Source organism: Pseudomaricurvus sp. HS19, from assembly GCF_009857815.1.
GTDB lineage: Bacteria > Pseudomonadota > Gammaproteobacteria > Pseudomonadales > Cellvibrionaceae > Pseudomaricurvus.
On the sequence record NZ_WVVW01000012.1, the window covers coordinates 90,503 to 107,380 of the forward strand.

Consider the following 16,878-nt stretch of genomic DNA (forward strand, 5'->3'; position numbering starts at 1 on the left):
ACTACCGACTGCAGATGCCAACAGATGCCTGAGGAGGGCGTATGGACAAGCAAATGATGACCGACATCATCGTCTCTACCAAAGTTGAAAAAGGCCTGACCTGGGAAACCATGGGGCAGGACCTGGGAATGTCGCCGGTATGGCTGGCGTCGGCCTGCCTGGGGATGAACAGCGCCCCGGCGGAAAAAGCGGAAGCCATTGCCGGCTACCTGGGGCTGCCGGATGAGGTGGCGACGGCGTTGAAGGCGTTCCCCACCAAGGTCTGGGACCAGGCCGTGCCTACCGATCCGCTGATCTACCGTCTCTATGAGGTGGTGGGTGTTTACGGTGACACACTGAAAGAGGTGATCCAGGAGAAGTTTGGCGACGGTATTATGAGTGCGATCGACTTTTCCATGGAGGTGGACAAGATCGAAGACCCCAAAGGTGATCGTGTCCTGTTGACCCTGAACGGTAAATTCCTGCCGTACAAAAGCTGGTAAAAAAAGCTGCTCGCGTATGGTTGCCAGCAGCGACCATACGCGGGGTTTTGCTGTCACTTGCCGGGAGTAGCTGCACCTATGTCAGAGATTATTCCGCGCCCGCCGCTGCCGCCGTTCAGTTATGACGATGCCGTGTTGAAGGTGCGCAGGGCGGAAGATGCCTGGAACGGCCGCGATCCGCTGAAGGTGTCGCTGGCCTACACGCCGGACTCCCGTTGGCGCAATCGCTCGGAGTTTATCCGTGGCCGTGACGACATAGTAACGTTCCTGTCGCGCAAGTGGGAACGGGAGCTGGACTATCGCCTGATCAAGGAGATATGGGCACACAGTGACAAGCGTATTGCGGTGCGCTTTGCCTACGAGTGGCGCGACCAGTATGGCAACTGGTTCCGCTCCTACGGCAATGAAAACTGGGAATTTGATGAAAACGGCCTGATGGCTGAGCGACATGCCAGCATCAATGACCTGCCGATCACCGAGCGCGAACGCCTGTTCCGTTGGCCCGCCGGACCGCGGCCGGAAGATCATCCCGGCCTGTCCGAACTGGGTCTCTGAATGACCGGAGCTATTCTGCGGCGGGTGTCTTGCTGATCAGCTCCACCAGCTGGTAGCGATAGAGGCCGGCATCGGCCGGTGCTGTCTCCGCTGTGTATACCTGTACCTGGCGGATTTTGAGGCGGTAATCGAAGCCCTCTTCGAAGGTGAAGCCGTCGATCTTCTGGTAGAACGTCTTGCCGTCCACTACCAGGCATTTCATGGGCCCCACGCCAACGCAGTCCACCCTGGCCGGGCCAACTGTCACTTCCATGATGTTGTCTGTCACTGTCCTCTCCGGAATGGTCTTCTCCGGCATTGTCTTCTCCGGTTCAGGCGCTGCCGTGTCGCCGCCGCAGGCACTTAATAAGGTTATTGCTGCGGCCGCAGCCAGCATCAGTTTGTTCAGTCCCATAATGTCATCTCCCTTGCGAGCTCTTGAATGGACAGGGCTGGAGCCTCTGTTTCCGGCAACGCCTACGGTATAGCACAAATGTCTGGTACGAGCCTTGCAGGAGCCTGTACAGGAGCAGACGCCGGAATCCCTTTGCAGGGCTTTCTGATCCGCGTCTGTGCCTTATCAGCCAAATTGTTGCTGTTGTGTTCCAAACCGGTGCAAGTGTGACATGCACGGTGAGGGATGCAACCCAGGCAGGTCAAGGAGGCCAGATGGAAAAAATAGGACTCTTTTACGGTACGGAGACAGGCTCCACCCGGGTGATAGCCAGAAAAATCTATCACCAGTTGGGTGACGCCCTTGTGGCCAAGCCGCTTAACGTCAATCGCATTACCCCCGCCGAGTTTTTGCGCTACGACGCGTACATACTCGGTGCCCCCAGCTATGGGGAGGGTGCCATACCCGGACACAGTGCCGGTTGTCTCGAGCGCAACTGGCAGGAGTTTCTGGCGCAGTTGGGCAATGCCAATCTCTATGGCAAGCGCATCGCCATGTTCGGCCTCGGTTCCCAGGAGCGATACCCGGATAACTTTGCCAGCTCACTGATGCCGCTGCACCAGTCATTTGCCGGCTTTGGTGCCGAGATGGTGGGGGAGTGGCCCACCGCAGGCTACCACTTCAATCATTCAGCAGCGGTGGTGGACGATCACTTTGTGGGACTGGTACTGGATCAGCGGGCCCAGGGTGCACAGAGTGGCGAGCGGCTCACCACCTGGCTTGATCAGGTGACGCCACGATTGATCAAGCGTCTGCAGCAGGCGGCCTGATTGCCGGGATGCTGCCCCGGGCTGTGGTTTAGTCTGTCAGCTCTTCCTGGCTCAGCAGTTGGCCTTCGCTGCCGAAGACCAGGCGGCAGGCCTCGTCGTCCAATGCCCGGATCTCGGCCCACTGCAGGCGACCCTGGTCGTCATAGCCGTAGCGATGCTCCAGCTCCACTTCGCCATAGACCCGTTTGTGGATGAGGGTTACACGGCCGGCATCATCATTGCAGACACCAAAGAAGGTATTGCGATTGGCGATCTCATCGGTGCTGATGGGGCTGACCATCTGCAGCGGCAGTCCGGTGCCGCTGTAGCTCAGATAGTAACGTTGGTAGTGATTGATGGCTTCCATTGACAGGGCTCCCCGCTGACAGGCTTGGCTGTTGATTGGCCTCCGGGCGTTGCGGATATTTCTTCCGCAGCGAAGGTGACGGGCGCATCTTGTAACACAGCCGACAGCGTGGTGTCAGTCATTTTTCGTTGCCGACCGCGCAGAAAGTTTTGTCGTGTTTGCTGCAAAAACAACTGACACAGATGCGACAAGTGCGTCATTACTGTCGCTGTCAGTTTCTTGACAAAAGTTCTCAACCATATGATTTTTATTGGCTTTTTCTGCTGCCATAAAACGGTGGCAGCTGGTCTGACTATTGCTCTCTGACTATTGGATCAGCGTTTCACCGCGGGTGAAATGCTGAGGATTTTTTTGTCAGACATTGTTAGAGAGTGTTTATGTCCATTACACAAATTGCCGCGTTTTCCGCGAAAGCCAAAACGGATGCCGGGCTGGGTGAGGAGCTCAAAGCCTGTCAGAAACTGAAAGAGATGTTTGCCCTCGCCAAAGATCACGGGTTTGATTTTGACGAAGACAGTCTCTACCCGCCCAATGAGCCACAGTTCACCGAAGACCAGCTCTCCGAGCGCCTCGCCAAGGCTCTGTTGCGCGCCTGATACATCGGGTGGTGACCTTCGTTTCAGCAGCCGGAGGTGCTGATCTGTCGGCCCGGGTCGGGACGGCGCCTGCACCATGCACCTGGCAACAGGTGCCCGGTTGCGCCTCCCTGTGGCTGGCGCCGGATTTTCTGGAAGAACAGCTGCAGCGCGGTTACTGCAATAGCTTTGTCACGAGCCATCCCTGGCCTGCCAATCACTACGAAGTCTTTGGCCGGCGTTTTACGTTGCCGCGCCTGCAGACATGGCATGCGGACGCGGGTATCGTCTATCGCTACAGTGACAACCTGCTAACCACCACGCCATGGACTCCACTCCTGTTAACACTGCGGCAACAGGTGGAGCAAGCCTGCGGCCACCCTTTCAACGCCGTGTTGGTCAATCACTACCGCAATGGCGGCGACCATGTTGGTTGGCACAGTGATGATGAGCGGGAGCTGGGCGAGTCGCCAGTGATTGCATCCCTGTCGCTGGGCGTCGCGCGGGAATTTGCCTTTCGGAGAAAGGATAGTCATCACCGCAGCGGCCAGGTGTTACTGACCGGTGGCAGCCTGGTGTTGATGGAGCCGGCGTTTCAGCACCATTGGCAGCACAGTGTTCCGGTCAGCGCCGTTTCTGACGCGCGAGTGAACCTGACTTTTCGCTACGTCTATCCGCAGCAGCCGTGAGCAGCGATCAACTGTTCCGGGGTCTCGGGGGGAAGCCCTCAAAGCGGTGAATCAATTCCAGCTCGTTATCCCAGTTGGCCCTGCTGCCGGTAAACAGGTGCGCCTCCGGCTTGAGGGGCAGGTCCTCATCAAGACTGCCTGCGGGCACGATACAGATATCGCCGCCCATGCTGGTATTGGGCACTGCCGAGCCGCAGTTGACGCAGAAACTGCGCACATGGTGAGTGGGCTCCAGCCTGAAATCCCTGACGCTTTCGCGGCCTGCTAGCCAGCTCAGGTTCGACGCTTTGGTAAAGAGGTTGGCGGCGTGAGCGGAGCCGGTGTCCTTGCGGCACCAGGAGCAGTGACACAGATAGAAGTGATCAAAGTCATCGCTGATTTCGAAGTGCACAGTGCCGCAGAGGCAGGATCCTTTCATGGTTTTACTTCCCTCCTTATTGTTCCTGTATGGCGATATAAAACCGGTGTTAGTGGCTCTGCATATTGCGGATGTCCCTTGGGGTAATGCAGGCCAGTACGCCACCGTCACAGGGAATGTCGACACCGGTCAGGTAACCCGCTTTATCGCTGGCACAAAAGGCCAGCAGTTCCGCCACCTCCTCCGGCTTGCCGAAACGTTTCAGGGCGGAGTAATTCACCAGCTCACCGGAACCGGTCTCTTTTTCAAGGCGTCCCATCTCGGTATCAAAGCTGCCCGGCGATACGGCTACCACACGGGCACCCTTGCTGCCAAAACGACCGGCGATTGACTTGCTGTACCAGCTGACAAAATTCTTGCTCAGGGCATAGGCGACACCGGTGCGCGCCTTTTTGGGAAAGAAGTTGGTGACAAACAGCATCCGTTTCAGGAAACGACCGATATCACTGTGGGCGAGGCGATAACCACGGCTGGGGATCAGAAAGCCCGGCAGCATATGGCCCGACACGGATGAGACGTTAACCATGGCGAAGCCTTCGTCAGCCAGCCGGTAGAACGCCTCATTAATGTTGATGGTGCCCACCGCGTTCACTTTCCAGATGGTGCCGGGATCGGCCATCTGCGGGCTGAGGCCGGCAGTGTGTATAACCGAGCGTACCCTGCCCAAGGATGCCGCCGTCTGCACCAGCGCTTCCACGGATTTGCGATCGGTGATGTCGCAGCGCTCGGCGTCACAGGTAATGCCGGCGGCGATGAGCTCTTCCCGGGCGGCATCCAGCCGGGCCTGGTTTACGTCGCAGATGAGAATATGGTGATCACGGCCCATAAGACGGGCCGCGGCCAATCCCATGCCCCCGGCGCCACCGGTAATAACGGAGAGGTTTTTGCTTGTCTGTTCTTCCATGGACTCTGCTGTGCTGTCAGGTGAGTGGTGTATCCCGGGCTAATCCGGTACTGTCGGTAGTGAAGCTGTTCCAGACAGTACCGGCAAGCACGCCGGCGCTATGGACTAAGCACATTAGGTAGGTAATAAAGAAAAAGCAAACGACGATTTTTTGAGCAATGGTTCCCGTTTTCCTGCCATGCCGACAGTGAGACAGCTCTCGCAGGGAACCGGGTTGCTGTCTCCCGGTCACTGACTCATCGTCGCGTTTCTCTTTTTTGGTTGCCCGGTTTTTGAACACTCCGCACAAAGATTCGTCGCTATTGGTGCCGGCGCCCGGGCCTGCTTGCACTGGGCGGGGGAAAGGGCTATACAGCTCCGCCAATTGTTTCCGGAAAAAGTGACCGCTGATTGTATGAGCACCGTCGAAAACAGCATGCTGGAAAGCCAGCCGCCATCCAGCTTTCGCCTGAAGGCCGGCTTGTTCCCCCTCACCCTGCTGGAAGTGCAGGGCCTGGACAGGCAGAGCTTCGAGCGCGAACTGCAACTCAAAGTGGCCGAAGCGCCGGCGTTTTTCCAGCAGACACCGGTCATCCTCAGTTTTGATGCAGACGCCCGGGGCGATATGAGCCTGGCGGAACTGGTAGAGTTGTGTCGCACCCAGGGGCTGGTGCCGGTGGTGCTGCGGGGTGGCAGCGAGGAGTTGCAACAGCAGGCGCTGCAGCAGGGCCTGGCACTGATGCCGGAGGGGCGCAGCCGGGCAGCGAAGGCTGAGCCCGAACCGTCGCCTGCCGAAGATGTCCCGGAGCCGGCCGCGCCCGCTGCCGAAGACGAGCCCTCTGCGCCAGTGCCCGGCGGTGGCGGCAATCGCGTGATTACCACGCCCATTCGTTCCGGGCAGCAGGTATACGCCGCCGGAGGCGACCTGATCGTGTTGTCATCGGTATCTGCCGGCGCTGAAGTGCTGGCTGACGGCAATATACATGTCTACGGGCCGCTGCGTGGTCGCGCATTGGCCGGTGTTCGCGGTGATACCGGCGCCAGAATTTTTTGCCAGAGTCTTGAGGCGGAACTGATTTCCATTGCCGGAGATTTCCAGCTGTCGGATGATCTGCGTGGCAAGCTGTGGAAGCAGCCGGTGCAGATTTGCCTCAGTGACCAAAAACTTACCGTTGAGCCACTGGCTTGAGCGTCTGTCTCTTAGCCGTGGTGTTCACTCAACCTCACAGGACTGCCACAGGGCAGCACTGATACAGAAAAAGGACTGTAATCTTGGCCAAGATCATTGTTGTTACATCGGGTAAAGGTGGCGTCGGTAAAACCACAACCAGCGCAGCCATCAGCAGCGGGCTTGCCTTGCGAGGGCACAAGACCGCGGTTATCGATTTTGATATCGGTCTGCGCAACCTGGATATCATCATGAACTGCGAGCGGCGCGTGGTGTATGACTTCGTTAACGTCATTAATAACGAAGCGACCCTGAAGCAGGCGCTGATCAAGGATAAGCGGGTGGACAACCTGTTTATCCTGCCGGCCTCCCAGACCCGGGACAAGGATGCCCTCAGCAGCGAAGGTGTGGAGCGGGTTCTCAATGAGCTGGCTGACGATGGTTTTGAATACATCATCTGTGATTCGCCCGCCGGTATTGAACACGGTGCATTTATGGCACTCTACTTCGCGGATATGGCGATCGTGGTTGCTAACCCGGAAGTCTCTTCCGTACGCGACTCCGACCGTATCCTGGGTATCCTGCAGAGCAAATCCCGTCGCGCCGAGAAGGGCGAGCGCGTGGAAGAGTGCCTGCTGATTACCCGTTACAACCCGGAGCGGGTGGCGAAAGGTGAAATGCTGGGGGTCACCGATGTGGAAGAGATTCTGGCCACCAAACTGCTGGCGGTAATTCCGGAGTCCGAATCCGTGCTCAAGGCCTCCAACCAGGGGGTGCCGGTGATTCACGATAAGGAATCCAAAGCCGGCCAGGCCTACGATGACGCCGTTGCCCGACTGCTGGGTGAAGAGCGTGACCACCGCTTTGTTGAAGTGGAACACAAGGGATTGTTTCAGCGATTGTTCGGGAGGAAGTGATGAGCATCTTTGACTATTTCCGCAGTAACAAACAGGATTCGGCGGCCGTAGCCAAGGAGCGCCTGCAGATCATCGTGGCGCACGAGCGCAAGCAGCGTAATCAGCCCGATTACCTGCCTAAGCTGCAGCGGGAACTGCTGGAAGTGATCCGCAAATACGTCGAAATCGAACAGGACCAGATAGATGTTCAACTGGAGCAGAACGATGACTGCTCCGTGCTGGAACTCAATATCGTCCTGCCCGAAGCCCGCTAGGGCAATCAGGCTTGACTGCCGGCCGCACCCCGGGCCGGCAGTGACAACTTCCTGTCATCACCCCCGTCAGAGTTTCACCATCAGGTTGGCAATATCGAGCATGCGGTTTGAGTAGCCCCACTCGTTGTCATACCAGGCCATCACTTTCACCAGTTTGTCTTCCACCCGTGTCTGGCTCGCGTCAAAGATGCACGAGGTAGGGTTGTGGTTGAAGTCGATGGAGACCAGCGGTTTGTCGTTCCATGCCACTACACCGGCAGGCAGGCGGGTGACGGCATCCTGCATCAGCTGGTTGACCTCGTCGGCGCTGGTGGCGCGTGCGGGAATAAGCACCAGGTCCACCAGTGACACGTTGGCGGTGGGCACACGCACTGCCAGCCCATCCAGTTTGCCCGCCAGCTGCGGCAGCACCTTGCCTACCGCACCCGCCGCCCCGGTTTTAGTGGGGATCATGGATTGCGGCGCCGAGCGCGAGCGGTAGAGATCCTTGTGCAGTTTGTCGATCAGGTTCTGGTCGTTGGTGTAGGCGTGGATGGTGGTCATATAGCCCTGCTCAATGCCAATTCCCTCGTGCAGGACTTTGGCCATGGGAGCCAGGCAGTTGGTGGTACAGGAGGCGTTGGAAACAATGCGTTGATCCGCCTGCAAGCTGTCATGGTTCACGCCATAGACCACCATGTTATCCGCATCGCCCACCGGGTAGGCCACCAGCACTCTTGCCGCGCCTGCGTCCAGTTGCGGCTGCAGTAGCTCGCGCTTCTTGAATTTGCCGCTGCACTCCAGCACCAGGTCAATCTGTAACTCCTTCCAGGGCAGGGCGGCGGGATCGGCTTCCGAGATCAGCTTGATCCGGTCGCCATTCACAATCAGCTCGTCCCCTTCCAGTTCCACGTCGGCGGCGAAAATGCCGTGGGTGCTGTCGTACTTGGTCAGGTGCTGGCTTACCTCGGCCGGAGCCAGATCGTTGATGGCGACAATTTTCAGGTGCGGATAGAGCTTGCTTTCATACAGTGCCCGCAAAATATCGCGACCAATGCGCCCATAGCCATTAATTGCCAGACGTTTCATACGCACTCCTTTGTGAATGATGACAGGTCAGGGATGGTGATCTTCCGTGTGCAGCAGTCAGTGTGGTGACAGCCAAAGCCACAGCCTAATGGAAAACAGGGCTGGAGAGGGTTGCGTCAGATCATTGTGCGCCAACTTTACGCTGTCGATGTTGCAAAAAGCTGCTCAGGTAACGGGTGCGATCAATCATGCAATTACCTTGCCCTGATGTGCAGGCTGGTGCCAGGGTCGTCTTAGGGCACCATGCGCACCGGTACCCGGCGGGCGCCCCAGCGTCCCGGCTCTGCCTCAAAAACACCGGCGCACGATGTGCCGCAATGGGGGCAAGCGCCGTTGGCGTCCAGGTGCCATTCCTGCAACTGATACCAGTCGCGCACGATCAGCGGTGTACCGCAGTGATGACAGTTGGTGGTGTCGCCGTCCTTGTCATGCACATTGCCGGTGTAGACATAGTGCAGGCCCGCCTGCATGGCGATCCGGCGGGCGCGACTGAGGGTTTCCTGCGGGGTGTGGCCGATGTGGGTCATCTTGTAGTCGGGGTGGAAGGCGGAGAAGTGCAGTGGCACCTCCGGTCCCAGCTCCTCGCACACCCATTGGCTCAGGGCTTCCAGTTCCGCCTGCGAGTCGTTTTCGCCGGGAATCAGCAGGGTGGTAATTTCCAGCCAGGTATTGGTCTCATGGCGGATATATTGCAGGGTTTCCAGCACCGGCCCCAGTTCGCTGCCGGTGAGCTGGTGGTAGAAGCGCTCGCTGAAGGCCTTCAGGTCAACATTGGCTGCGTCCATATAGGGGAAGAACTTCGACGCCGGTTCCGGGCAAATATAGCCGGCGGTGACCGCCACTGAGCGGATATCACTTTCGTGGCAGGCGTTGGCGGTGTCTACGGCGTATTCGAGGAAGATCACCGGGTCGTTGTAGGTAAAGGCCACGCTGCGACAGCCCATCTCATCGGCGCGCCGGGCGAGGGTGGCGGGGCTGGCCTGGTCGGCCAGGGTGTGCATCTCCCGCGATTTGCTCATGTCCCAATTCTGGCAGAATTTACAGGCGAGATTGCATCCGGCTGTACCGAATGAGAGGACAGGTGTTCCGGGAAGAAAGTGATTGAGGGGCTTTTTCTCTATAGGGTCAATGCAGAAGCCGCTGGAGCGGCCGTAGCTGGTGAGCACCATATGGTTGTCGAGGCGACCGCGCACAAAGCAGAGGCCGCGCTGCCCCTCCCGCAGTTTGCAGTAGCGTGGGCAGAGGTCGCACTGGATGCGGTCATCCGCCAGCCAGTGCCAGTGTTGCGCGTTCACCACGTTGCTGTCGCGCAGGATGGGAGAGTCGCTCACGGCCAGTCACCTGTCTGTTTTTTGTGCACTTGATAGTTATGGTGCCAGCACCTATATCTATCAAGGTCAGGGATGCATTTTTAGTTACCGCGGCGAGGAAAACGATCCATGCACAGCAGTATCCGTCCGGCCGCTGTCGCCGGTCTCTTCTATCCCCGGGAAAGCGGCGAGTTAGCGCAGCTCCTGCAGGGATACCTGTGCCAGGCTTCTGTCCCGGAAGGACGTGGTCGTCCCCTTGCGATTGTTACCCCTCACGCCGGCTACGTTTACTCCGGCAGTACCGCCGCGGTTGCCTGGGCCAGCGCTTCGTCCTGGGCAGATCAGATACAACGTGTGTTACTGCTGGGGCCCGCTCACAGGGTGGCCTTGAGGGGCATAGCCACCAGTCCCGCGGCTGCGTGGCAGACGCCTCTGGGGGCTGTGGCCCTGGACCAGCGTGGTGCACGCCAGTTGCAGGAGTTGCCGTTCGTTGTGGAGTCGGCCCTGGCCCACGCGGAGGAGCACAGCCTGGAAGTTCAGGTGCCTTTTATCCAGACTCTCTACCCCCATGCGCAGTTGTTGCCTCTGCTGGTAGGTGATGCCAGTCCTGAAGAGGTGGCGGAGTTGCTGCGTCCATACTGGCACGACCCGCATACATTGATTGCCATCAGTACCGATCTCAGCCACTACCACGATTACGCTACAGCCCAGCAGCTCGATGGCAGCACGGCACTGGCCATTGAGCAGCGGCGCTGGTCGGTGATTGGTCCCGAGCAGGCTTGTGGCTGCCGTGCGCTCAATGGCCTGTTGCAGTTGGCGGGTGAAGAGGGGCGGCCGGTGCAGACACTGGCACTGTGTAATTCCGGCGATACCGCCGGCGATAAACGCCGGGTGGTGGGTTACGGTGCCTTCGTGGTGCATTGAGGGGTGCGTATGCAGATGATAGATGTCACTGCCCACGGGCGCAGCCATCCGCAGATCAACAGCGACGACCAGATGCGGTTGCTGCAACTGGCGCATGATGCCATCGCTCATGTGTTGAAAACCGGCGAAGAGTTGGCGGTGGACAAGAAATCCTGGCCCGACTACCTGCGTCGTCCGGCAGCTACTTTTGTCACCCTGAAAATGCACGGCAAGCTGCGGGGCTGTATCGGTACCCTGGAGCCGCATCGCTCCCTGGTAGAGGATATCCGCAGTAATGCGGTTAGCGCCGCGTTACACGATCCGCGTTTCCCACAACTGCTGCCGTCAGAGTTTGCTGATGTGGAGATCAGTGTGTCGGTACTGGGAGAGGCGGAAGCGGTGAGCTTTCGCTCCTGCCAGGAATTGGAGGGATTGCTGCGCCCGGGGGTGGACGGTTTGATACTGGAGTCCCATGGCCGTCGCGCCGTGTTTCTGCCCCAGGTGTGGGACAACCTGCCGCAACCGGGGGAGTTTATTCGTCAGCTGAAACAGAAGGCCCACCTGCCGGAAGACCTGGAGCCGCCGGAACTGTGTGGCAAAATCTTTCAGGTGCAATATTTCTGAGCAAGGTTGTTCATTGCCGCCGTGTTGCCCTTCTTTTATACCCCCGTGAAATCTGTTTTCTCTCTCGTTTAAATCCAATTCGCGAAAACTGACGCCAATAATCTGTTGTGCCGGCTTTGGGGCTGGGTAATCCCTGTGGATGTGCCAAACTGATTGCAGGGGCCGGTTGAGATTCCGGTAGTGCCGATCTTCCTGCAGGGATGTCAAAGATCCGTTAACAGCAGGGCATTGAGGCAGTGTGCGGTCAGGTCTACCTGCATCAGGGGCTGTTCCCTGGACAGGATAAACGCACCCTGATGTCTGGTTGCCTCATCAGCGTAGGTGTTCATTTCGTCCTCTGATTCTGCAAACTGCTCATCAATTTGCAGCTGTCGATTAAAGGCCATTTCCCTGGCCAAATAGTCAATGGCGGTGTGTGTCAGGGTTTGTGGTTCGTGTTTGCGGTCGGTCATGATGTTGGCAAAGGTGGCGATGCCTTCAATCGTGGCGCAGCTGTTGGTGCCGGAGTGCGCAAGATTTCTCTCTTCTGCAAACAGCCATTCGGACATGGCCACGGCAAAGTCGTAGTAACGTTTGTCACTGGTGCTGTCCAGGCGCACCTTCAAGCCCATCATTCCCCAGGAGTAGAACAGCTTGTCAGGGCGCTCCTGGTGGCTTTGGAGCAGGTAGTCTTCGAGGTCCGGTAAAGTGGTGTCCATGTCGGGGTCTCCCGGAAAGGCTGCCTGATATTCGGCGAATGCCAGCCACGTTTGTCCATTCACATAGGGTGATTCAGACAGGTAGTGAGGCGCCTCCCTGACTCCACGGCCATCAACCATCAAGGCCCGCAGTCCATCTTTCCAGTGGCGGATGTCGGCATCAAACCGCTCGTCCCCGGTCATGTTCCGGTATTTCAGGGCGGCAACCAGGGTGAGTGCGGTTGCCCCCGGCAACGCGCGCTCGTAATCCTGGTGGGCTGTGACAAGTTTTCCGGGACCTTCCGTTGAGAACAGCAGGCCGGATTTGTACAACGGTTCCCTGAGCGGACGCCACAGCTGCCAGCGATTGTAGAGACCGATGGTTTCGAGAGTGCGTTGTAAATAGCCCTTGCTGATCGGAACAGAATGACTGGCGGCCATCTGCAGGAACCTGACTATGGCTTTCTCTGTAGAGGGATCCCGGGTGTGCTCCAGATAGACCGCCAAAGCGAAAAGCGCACAGCTCTGTCGCACCAGGTTTACGCCGGAGATGTCATCCATGCTCGTCGACTGGCCGTTACTGAAATCGAAATCGTAAGGAAACAGGCCGGCTTCCGTCTGGTTGCGAAGGAGCTGTGCGGCAGCGTAACCGGCTTGTCGCAAGTTCTCCGGCGGGGATTTTCCGCCAGCTGTGCCCGGGTCGGAGTCGGCCAGCGCGCTGCTGCCGATAAGCGTCATCATGAAGACAAGAATAGAAGTGTTCAGGCCGTATTTTCTAATCACACGCGATTATCCCGGGAGCAGCGTAGTGTCGGAGCAACGATCCCGGCTGATGATCACTCTGGTTCTGGATCATCACGCCCGGGCCTATCTGTTTTGTGTCGATTTTTTATACAGATCTGTCGGTGTTCAATAGTCTCAATTTTGTAACATATTGTTTATTAGGTGAGTTTCCGGTCTGGCATCAATTATGCCTTCACTCTGAAGCCCCTTTTTTCAGGGTGGCCTTCGGGCCTGGTGGCTTGCACCCGGATAGTGGCAGCTGTGTTCGAGTTTTAAAGTTGAACAGGAATCCAAGGAGGATCCTCATATGCTGAAACATATTAAACATCAGGCATTATTTCTAGGTTTTTCGGCCATAACCGCCGCGCAGGCGTTTGCACAGGAGCAGCCGGATGGTGTGCGGGCGCTGCCTTTTGGCGATGGCGCTTTGGTTGCCGCGGCTGCCGCCTGTGGTGTCGCGCTGGTGTGGCTGGCTAGCAGGAAGAAATAGACCGACTTGCCGACAGCCTGGAGTTTATATCTCGCTGCTCAGGCTGTCGGTGCCGTGCGGGTGTCTGATCTTTTCAGCGAGACTGAGGAGAAACCGATAATGTTGAATCATGTTATTTCCAGGCTGTCGCTGGCAGCACTGATCTCTTTTGTTTCCATGCATTCCCTGGCGGGATTCCCGGGTACACCACCCCAATCATTACCCTTCGGAGATGGAGCTCTGGTTGCACTTGCTGCCGCTTGCGTAATCGGTGTGGTGTGGCTGGTTCGGGGAAAGGGAAAATAGACTTCCAAATTTTCCACTTTCTTTATTGTTGCCGTTCTGTGTTGTTAAAACGTGCCGGAGGGTCACGGCTGATGAAGCAGATAAACCGATGGTTGCCAATGTTGGTGTGGGGCGCGATGCTCTCGTCCACGTCTTATGCCAGCGACGCATTGCGGCCTTTGCCGCTGGGCGATGGCTCCCTGGCTGGCTTTGTAGCAGCTTGTGTGCTGGGCGTGGTCTGGCTGATGCGCAGCAAGAAGTGATCTGATGCATGGGCCATCCCGATCGTTTGGCAAAAAAATATTTCTGATCCGGATTTAATCCTGGGAGATAAAAATGATGAAACGCATACAATCACAAGTGTCAACGCTGGCTGTTCTGTCTCTCTTTGCTGTCCAGTCGTTCGCTGGCTCCACTCTTCCTCCCCGCAGCCTTCCCTTTGGTGATGGTGCGCTGTTTGCTGTGGGTGCGGCTTGCGTGGTCGGTGTTGTCTGGCTGCTGCGCAGCAAGAAAAAGTAAATTGGCGGGTTGATCGATGGTGAAGGCAGGGGGCTTACGTCCGATGGCGTATCAGCTGTTACCGGCAGGGCATAATTCAGTGGCGTGGTGTCATATGTGTGTGATGGTCAAGGCGTTAACAGCTCGCGGATGCTGGGGTTTGATAATCTCCGTGTTGGCATTACCGGCGCGCGCGGACGCCGTCGAGCCGTTGCCATTTGGTGACGGCAGCCTGTTGGTTCTGGGAATCGGTTGTATTATGGCAGTCGCCTGGATGATGCGACGTAATGGAAAGTAGTTTCTCCGGCGTTGTGTGATACATCGACTGCCTTTCCCCGGGGCTGCTTCGGACAATCCCCGGTCTCCCCTCCACCATCTGTAGGCTGATATGTCTGAGCAACTTACCCTATTCAGCGCCTATCTGTTCTTCGGCGTGGCGGTACTGCTGGCGATATTGGAGATGGTTCAGCCGGCAAACAAGCCGGATTCTGCGTCTGTTAATCGGCGGTGGGGGGCAAACCTCGGGCTTTATCTGGTCAACGCGTCGATGTCCCGTTTTCTGTTACCGCTTTCGGCAGCGGCTGTCAGTGAGATGCCGATATCCAGAGAGCTGGGTTTGCTGCATCAATGGCCAGTGGCGTTCCCGCTTGCGGTTGTCACAGGCTTTCTGGCGCTCGATTTATTGGCCTACTTTCAACATCGACTCTTTCACGCGTGGCGCCCCTTATGGCGCCTGCATATGATTCACCATACCGACGTTGAGACAGACTTTACCACCACGGTACGGCATCACCCTGTTGAGGTCGTCCTGGGCACACTCATTCTCTATGGCTTTGTGGTGGTATCAGGGATACCGGCACTGTCCATTTTGTTGTACGTGCTGGCGGAAACTGTCGTTGCACTGCTGTCTCATGCCAATCTGCGATTCCCGGAAAGGTGGGAAAGAGTGCTGTCGCTGCTGTTGGTGACGCCCGCGGTTCACGCGGTCCATCACTCCGCCAGCAGACCGGAAACGGACAGCAATTTTGGTACTGTATTCACGCTTTGGGACCGGATTTTCAGCACCTACCGGAAACTGCCCGATGGCCAGGTCGGGCCGCTGAAGTGCGGTCTTGAGTATTTCCGGGCACCAGAGGATAGCCGTTTCCTGCGCCTGCTATGGCTGCCGTTGCGCCCCATTCCGGCAGTGGCGGAGGAAAGGGGGTCGGCAGCCATACCATCAGATGATAAGAGCCCGTGTCGTGACTGACACATGCCAGCATCAAAGCAGGGAGTATCCCGAAGGTCGTATAAGCCAGGAGTGGCTGTGGGCGCTGGCCACGCTGGTAATCACACTGCTGTGTGTTGTCATTGCGTACAGCGATACCTTTGTGGAGACTGCTGCGGTCTGGAGTCAGTCGTCCCATTTTAAGATCGGGCGTTTTGTCGTTCCGCTTACCTTGATACTGCTGTGGTATAACCGACAGCAGTTTTTGTCCTCGCCCCCTCGGGCCTGTGGCTGGGGGATCCCGCTGGCGGCTCTCGCTGCTGCGGTCTGGTTGCTGGGCGAGTGGACCAATATCTCGCTGCTCAGGCAGTTGGCGCTGCTGGGTGTTTTAAGCAGTCTGGTTCTGTCGGTGTTGGGACCGTCACTGTTCCTGCGAGCCTTACCCTATCTGGCGATGCTGCTGTTTGCCTTGCCAGTGTGGGAGCTTTTCCTGCCCACGCTGAAGTCAGTGGCCATATTGCTGGTTAAGGGTTACGCCTTCATAGTCCAGCTGCCTCTCGAGTCGGAAGGTTACTCTCTGTACGTTGGCGGTAAACGCTATATCGTCATCGATTACTGTGCCGGCTTGCAGTTTATCCTGCTGGGATTGCTGACGGGTTGGGCGTTCGGGTTGTTGATCTACCGGTCACTGTTGAGGGTTTTCCTGCTCTCCCTGCTGGGAGGCGTGCTGGCGCTGTTGGCCAATGCCTTTCGGATCGCGGGCATTATTACCTACGACTATTTAGTGGGGGGGAGCAGCCAGCTGGATCACGCCTGGTTTGAGATGCCGGCATTGATCCCCTGCTTTGCGCTCCTGTTTTTTGTCTTTTACAAACTGCAGCCGGAAAATACCCATCAGGAACCCGCTGCCATTGCAGGGCGGAAGTTGGCAGCACAGGGGCCCGCAGGTCTGCTGGGGGTGGGCATGACAGTAGCGGTGTTAATTGCCGCTCCGTTGCTGACCGTTTATTCACGGGGGCATGGCGCCGTAGCTGCGGGTACGATGTTACTGCCGATGGAGATGGGGGGGTGGCAAAAAACTGCCGGGCAGCCGTTGTGGCAGCCAGAGGTGAGGGCCGGTCTGGTTGCGGAAGATGCCGCCACCTATCGTCAGGGCGACCGGCAAATCCTGGTCTATCGAGTTATACCGTTAACGCCTGAGAGCAAGGTCAGTGGCGGTGCCGTCCGGCTATTCCGGCCGGGGTTTCCGTACAACCATTCGGAAGTGCGGGAGCTGTGTGACGAGGGGATTTGCCGTGGGACCTATGTTCGCGCCACCTACATGGCGCAGCGGGGGCGACAGTTGGGCCAGCTCTACTACGCCTATCAGATGAATGATCGCTTTACCGCTTCGGTACTGGTCTTCCGCCTGTGGCGTGGTTATAGCCGGTTGGTGGGCGAAGCCGGGCAGCAGGTGAGCTTGGTTGCCATCGCCTCTGATCGCGGCCACGAGATCACGTCGGCAGAGTTGGCGCAGCTCTTCAGCACCGCGGTTGGGGAAGGCCAATGAGGGGAAAGGAGGGCG

The 16,878-nt window shown here is 57.7% G+C and carries 22 protein-coding genes; 15 read left to right on the forward strand and 7 right to left on the reverse strand.

Annotation, left to right across the window (positions count from 1 at the left end; genetic code table 11):
• Positions 1-41: 41 nt before the first annotated feature.
• Both cynS and GSF27_RS15700 read left to right on the forward strand, forming a co-directional pair.
• Positions 42-482 carry a cyanase gene (gene cynS / locus GSF27_RS15695; protein WP_160970873.1) on the forward strand — a complete coding sequence of 147 codons (441 nt, stop codon included), beginning with the start codon at positions 42-44 and terminating at the stop codon, positions 480-482.
• Positions 483-560: 78 nt separating this feature from the next.
• On the forward strand, positions 561-1,037 hold the full coding sequence (locus GSF27_RS15700; RefSeq protein ID WP_160970875.1) for a nuclear transport factor 2 family protein: 477 nt from the start codon (positions 561-563) through the stop codon (positions 1,035-1,037).
• 10 nt (positions 1,038-1,047) lie between these two features.
• Here GSF27_RS15700 and GSF27_RS15705 read toward each other — a convergent pair whose 3' ends face one another.
• Positions 1,048-1,431, reverse strand: a complete 384-nt coding sequence (locus GSF27_RS15705; protein WP_202410494.1) for a DUF4377 domain-containing protein — start codon at positions 1,429-1,431, stop codon at positions 1,048-1,050.
• Between the two features lie 254 nt (positions 1,432-1,685).
• Here GSF27_RS15705 and GSF27_RS15710 point away from each other — a divergent pair, with 254 nt between their 5' ends.
• Positions 1,686-2,240, forward strand: coding sequence for a flavodoxin (locus GSF27_RS15710; protein ID WP_160970877.1), 555 nt, complete (start codon positions 1,686-1,688; stop codon positions 2,238-2,240).
• A gap of 28 nt (positions 2,241-2,268) precedes the next feature.
• Here the strand turns inward: GSF27_RS15710 and GSF27_RS15715 are convergent, their stop codons facing one another.
• Complete coding sequence (locus tag GSF27_RS15715) at positions 2,269-2,586, reverse strand: DUF6156 family protein (protein WP_202410495.1); 318 nt, start codon at positions 2,584-2,586, stop codon at positions 2,269-2,271.
• A gap of 377 nt (positions 2,587-2,963) precedes the next feature.
• Between GSF27_RS15715 and GSF27_RS15720 the strand changes: the two genes are divergently transcribed.
• Together GSF27_RS15720 and GSF27_RS15725 are read left to right on the forward strand one after the other, a co-directional pair.
• Positions 2,964-3,182 carry a Nif11-like leader peptide family natural product precursor gene (locus GSF27_RS15720; RefSeq protein WP_160970879.1) on the forward strand — a complete coding sequence of 73 codons (219 nt, stop codon included), beginning with the start codon at positions 2,964-2,966 and terminating at the stop codon, positions 3,180-3,182.
• A gap of 11 nt (positions 3,183-3,193) precedes the next feature.
• Positions 3,194-3,850 carry an alpha-ketoglutarate-dependent dioxygenase AlkB gene (locus GSF27_RS15725; protein ID WP_202410496.1) on the forward strand — a complete coding sequence of 219 codons (657 nt, stop codon included), beginning with the start codon at positions 3,194-3,196 and terminating at the stop codon, positions 3,848-3,850.
• A gap of 7 nt (positions 3,851-3,857) precedes the next feature.
• Here GSF27_RS15725 and GSF27_RS15730 read toward each other — a convergent pair whose 3' ends face one another.
• Both GSF27_RS15730 and GSF27_RS15735 read right to left on the reverse strand, forming a co-directional pair.
• On the reverse strand, positions 3,858-4,268 hold the full coding sequence (locus GSF27_RS15730; protein ID WP_160970881.1) for a GFA family protein: 411 nt from the start codon (positions 4,266-4,268) through the stop codon (positions 3,858-3,860).
• 49 nt (positions 4,269-4,317) lie between these two features.
• Entirely contained in the window at positions 4,318-5,172 is an 855-nt protein-coding gene (locus GSF27_RS15735) for an SDR family oxidoreductase (protein ID WP_160970883.1), read from the reverse strand.
• 394 nt (positions 5,173-5,566) lie between these two features.
• On the opposite strand from GSF27_RS15735, the gene minC reads away from it, so the two are divergent.
• From minC to minE, 3 genes are all read left to right on the forward strand, one after another.
• The gene (minC, locus tag GSF27_RS15740) at positions 5,567-6,340 is read left to right on the forward strand and encodes a septum site-determining protein MinC (protein WP_160970885.1); all 774 of its coding nucleotides are present in this window, start codon (positions 5,567-5,569) and stop codon (positions 6,338-6,340) included.
• 83 nt (positions 6,341-6,423) lie between these two features.
• Positions 6,424-7,236, forward strand: a complete 813-nt coding sequence (minD, locus tag GSF27_RS15745; RefSeq protein ID WP_160970887.1) for a septum site-determining protein MinD — start codon at positions 6,424-6,426, stop codon at positions 7,234-7,236.
• Positions 7,236-7,490, forward strand: a complete 255-nt coding sequence (minE, locus tag GSF27_RS15750) for a cell division topological specificity factor MinE (protein ID WP_160970889.1) — start codon at positions 7,236-7,238, stop codon at positions 7,488-7,490. The genes minD and minE overlap by 1 nt, the downstream gene beginning before the upstream one ends.
• Before the next feature lie 66 nt (positions 7,491-7,556).
• On the opposite strand, the gene gap is transcribed toward minE, so the two are convergent.
• Together gap and amrS are read right to left on the reverse strand one after the other, a co-directional pair.
• On the reverse strand, positions 7,557-8,558 hold the full coding sequence (gap, locus tag GSF27_RS15755) for a type I glyceraldehyde-3-phosphate dehydrogenase (protein ID WP_160970891.1): 1,002 nt from the start codon (positions 8,556-8,558) through the stop codon (positions 7,557-7,559).
• A 233-nt stretch (positions 8,559-8,791) separates the two neighbouring features.
• The gene (gene amrS, locus GSF27_RS15760) at positions 8,792-9,889 is read right to left on the reverse strand and encodes an AmmeMemoRadiSam system radical SAM enzyme (RefSeq protein WP_160970893.1); all 1,098 of its coding nucleotides are present in this window, start codon (positions 9,887-9,889) and stop codon (positions 8,792-8,794) included.
• A gap of 108 nt (positions 9,890-9,997) precedes the next feature.
• Between amrS and amrB the strand changes: the two genes are divergently transcribed.
• Both amrB and amrA read left to right on the forward strand, forming a co-directional pair.
• The gene (gene amrB, locus GSF27_RS15765; protein ID WP_160970895.1) at positions 9,998-10,792 is read left to right on the forward strand and encodes an AmmeMemoRadiSam system protein B; all 795 of its coding nucleotides are present in this window, start codon (positions 9,998-10,000) and stop codon (positions 10,790-10,792) included.
• Positions 10,793-10,801: 9 nt separating this feature from the next.
• Complete coding sequence (gene amrA / locus GSF27_RS15770) at positions 10,802-11,395, forward strand: AmmeMemoRadiSam system protein A (RefSeq protein WP_202410497.1); 594 nt, start codon at positions 10,802-10,804, stop codon at positions 11,393-11,395.
• Between the two features lie 203 nt (positions 11,396-11,598).
• Here amrA and GSF27_RS15775 read toward each other — a convergent pair whose 3' ends face one another.
• On the reverse strand, positions 11,599-12,855 hold the full coding sequence (locus GSF27_RS15775; protein ID WP_160970897.1) for a hypothetical protein: 1,257 nt from the start codon (positions 12,853-12,855) through the stop codon (positions 11,599-11,601).
• Between the two features lie 307 nt (positions 12,856-13,162).
• Here GSF27_RS15775 and GSF27_RS15780 point away from each other — a divergent pair, with 307 nt between their 5' ends.
• The 5 genes from GSF27_RS15780 (at position 13,163) to GSF27_RS15800 (ending at position 16,863) form a co-directional block, all read left to right on the forward strand.
• Complete coding sequence (locus GSF27_RS15780) at positions 13,163-13,345, forward strand: hypothetical protein (RefSeq protein WP_160970899.1); 183 nt, start codon at positions 13,163-13,165, stop codon at positions 13,343-13,345.
• A 356-nt stretch (positions 13,346-13,701) separates the two neighbouring features.
• Positions 13,702-13,872 carry a hypothetical protein gene (locus tag GSF27_RS15785; RefSeq protein ID WP_160970901.1) on the forward strand — a complete coding sequence of 57 codons (171 nt, stop codon included), beginning with the start codon at positions 13,702-13,704 and terminating at the stop codon, positions 13,870-13,872.
• A gap of 73 nt (positions 13,873-13,945) precedes the next feature.
• Positions 13,946-14,128, forward strand: a complete 183-nt coding sequence (locus tag GSF27_RS15790) for a hypothetical protein (RefSeq protein WP_160970903.1) — start codon at positions 13,946-13,948, stop codon at positions 14,126-14,128.
• A 367-nt stretch (positions 14,129-14,495) separates the two neighbouring features.
• Positions 14,496-15,356 (forward strand): sterol desaturase family protein, encoded by an 861-nt coding sequence (locus tag GSF27_RS15795; RefSeq protein ID WP_160970905.1) that lies wholly within the window; start codon positions 14,496-14,498, stop codon positions 15,354-15,356.
• Positions 15,349-16,863, forward strand: a complete 1,515-nt coding sequence (locus GSF27_RS15800) for an archaeosortase/exosortase family protein (RefSeq protein WP_160970907.1) — start codon at positions 15,349-15,351, stop codon at positions 16,861-16,863. The genes GSF27_RS15795 and GSF27_RS15800 overlap by 8 nt, the downstream gene beginning before the upstream one ends.
• The last annotated feature ends 15 nt before the right edge of the window (positions 16,864-16,878 follow it).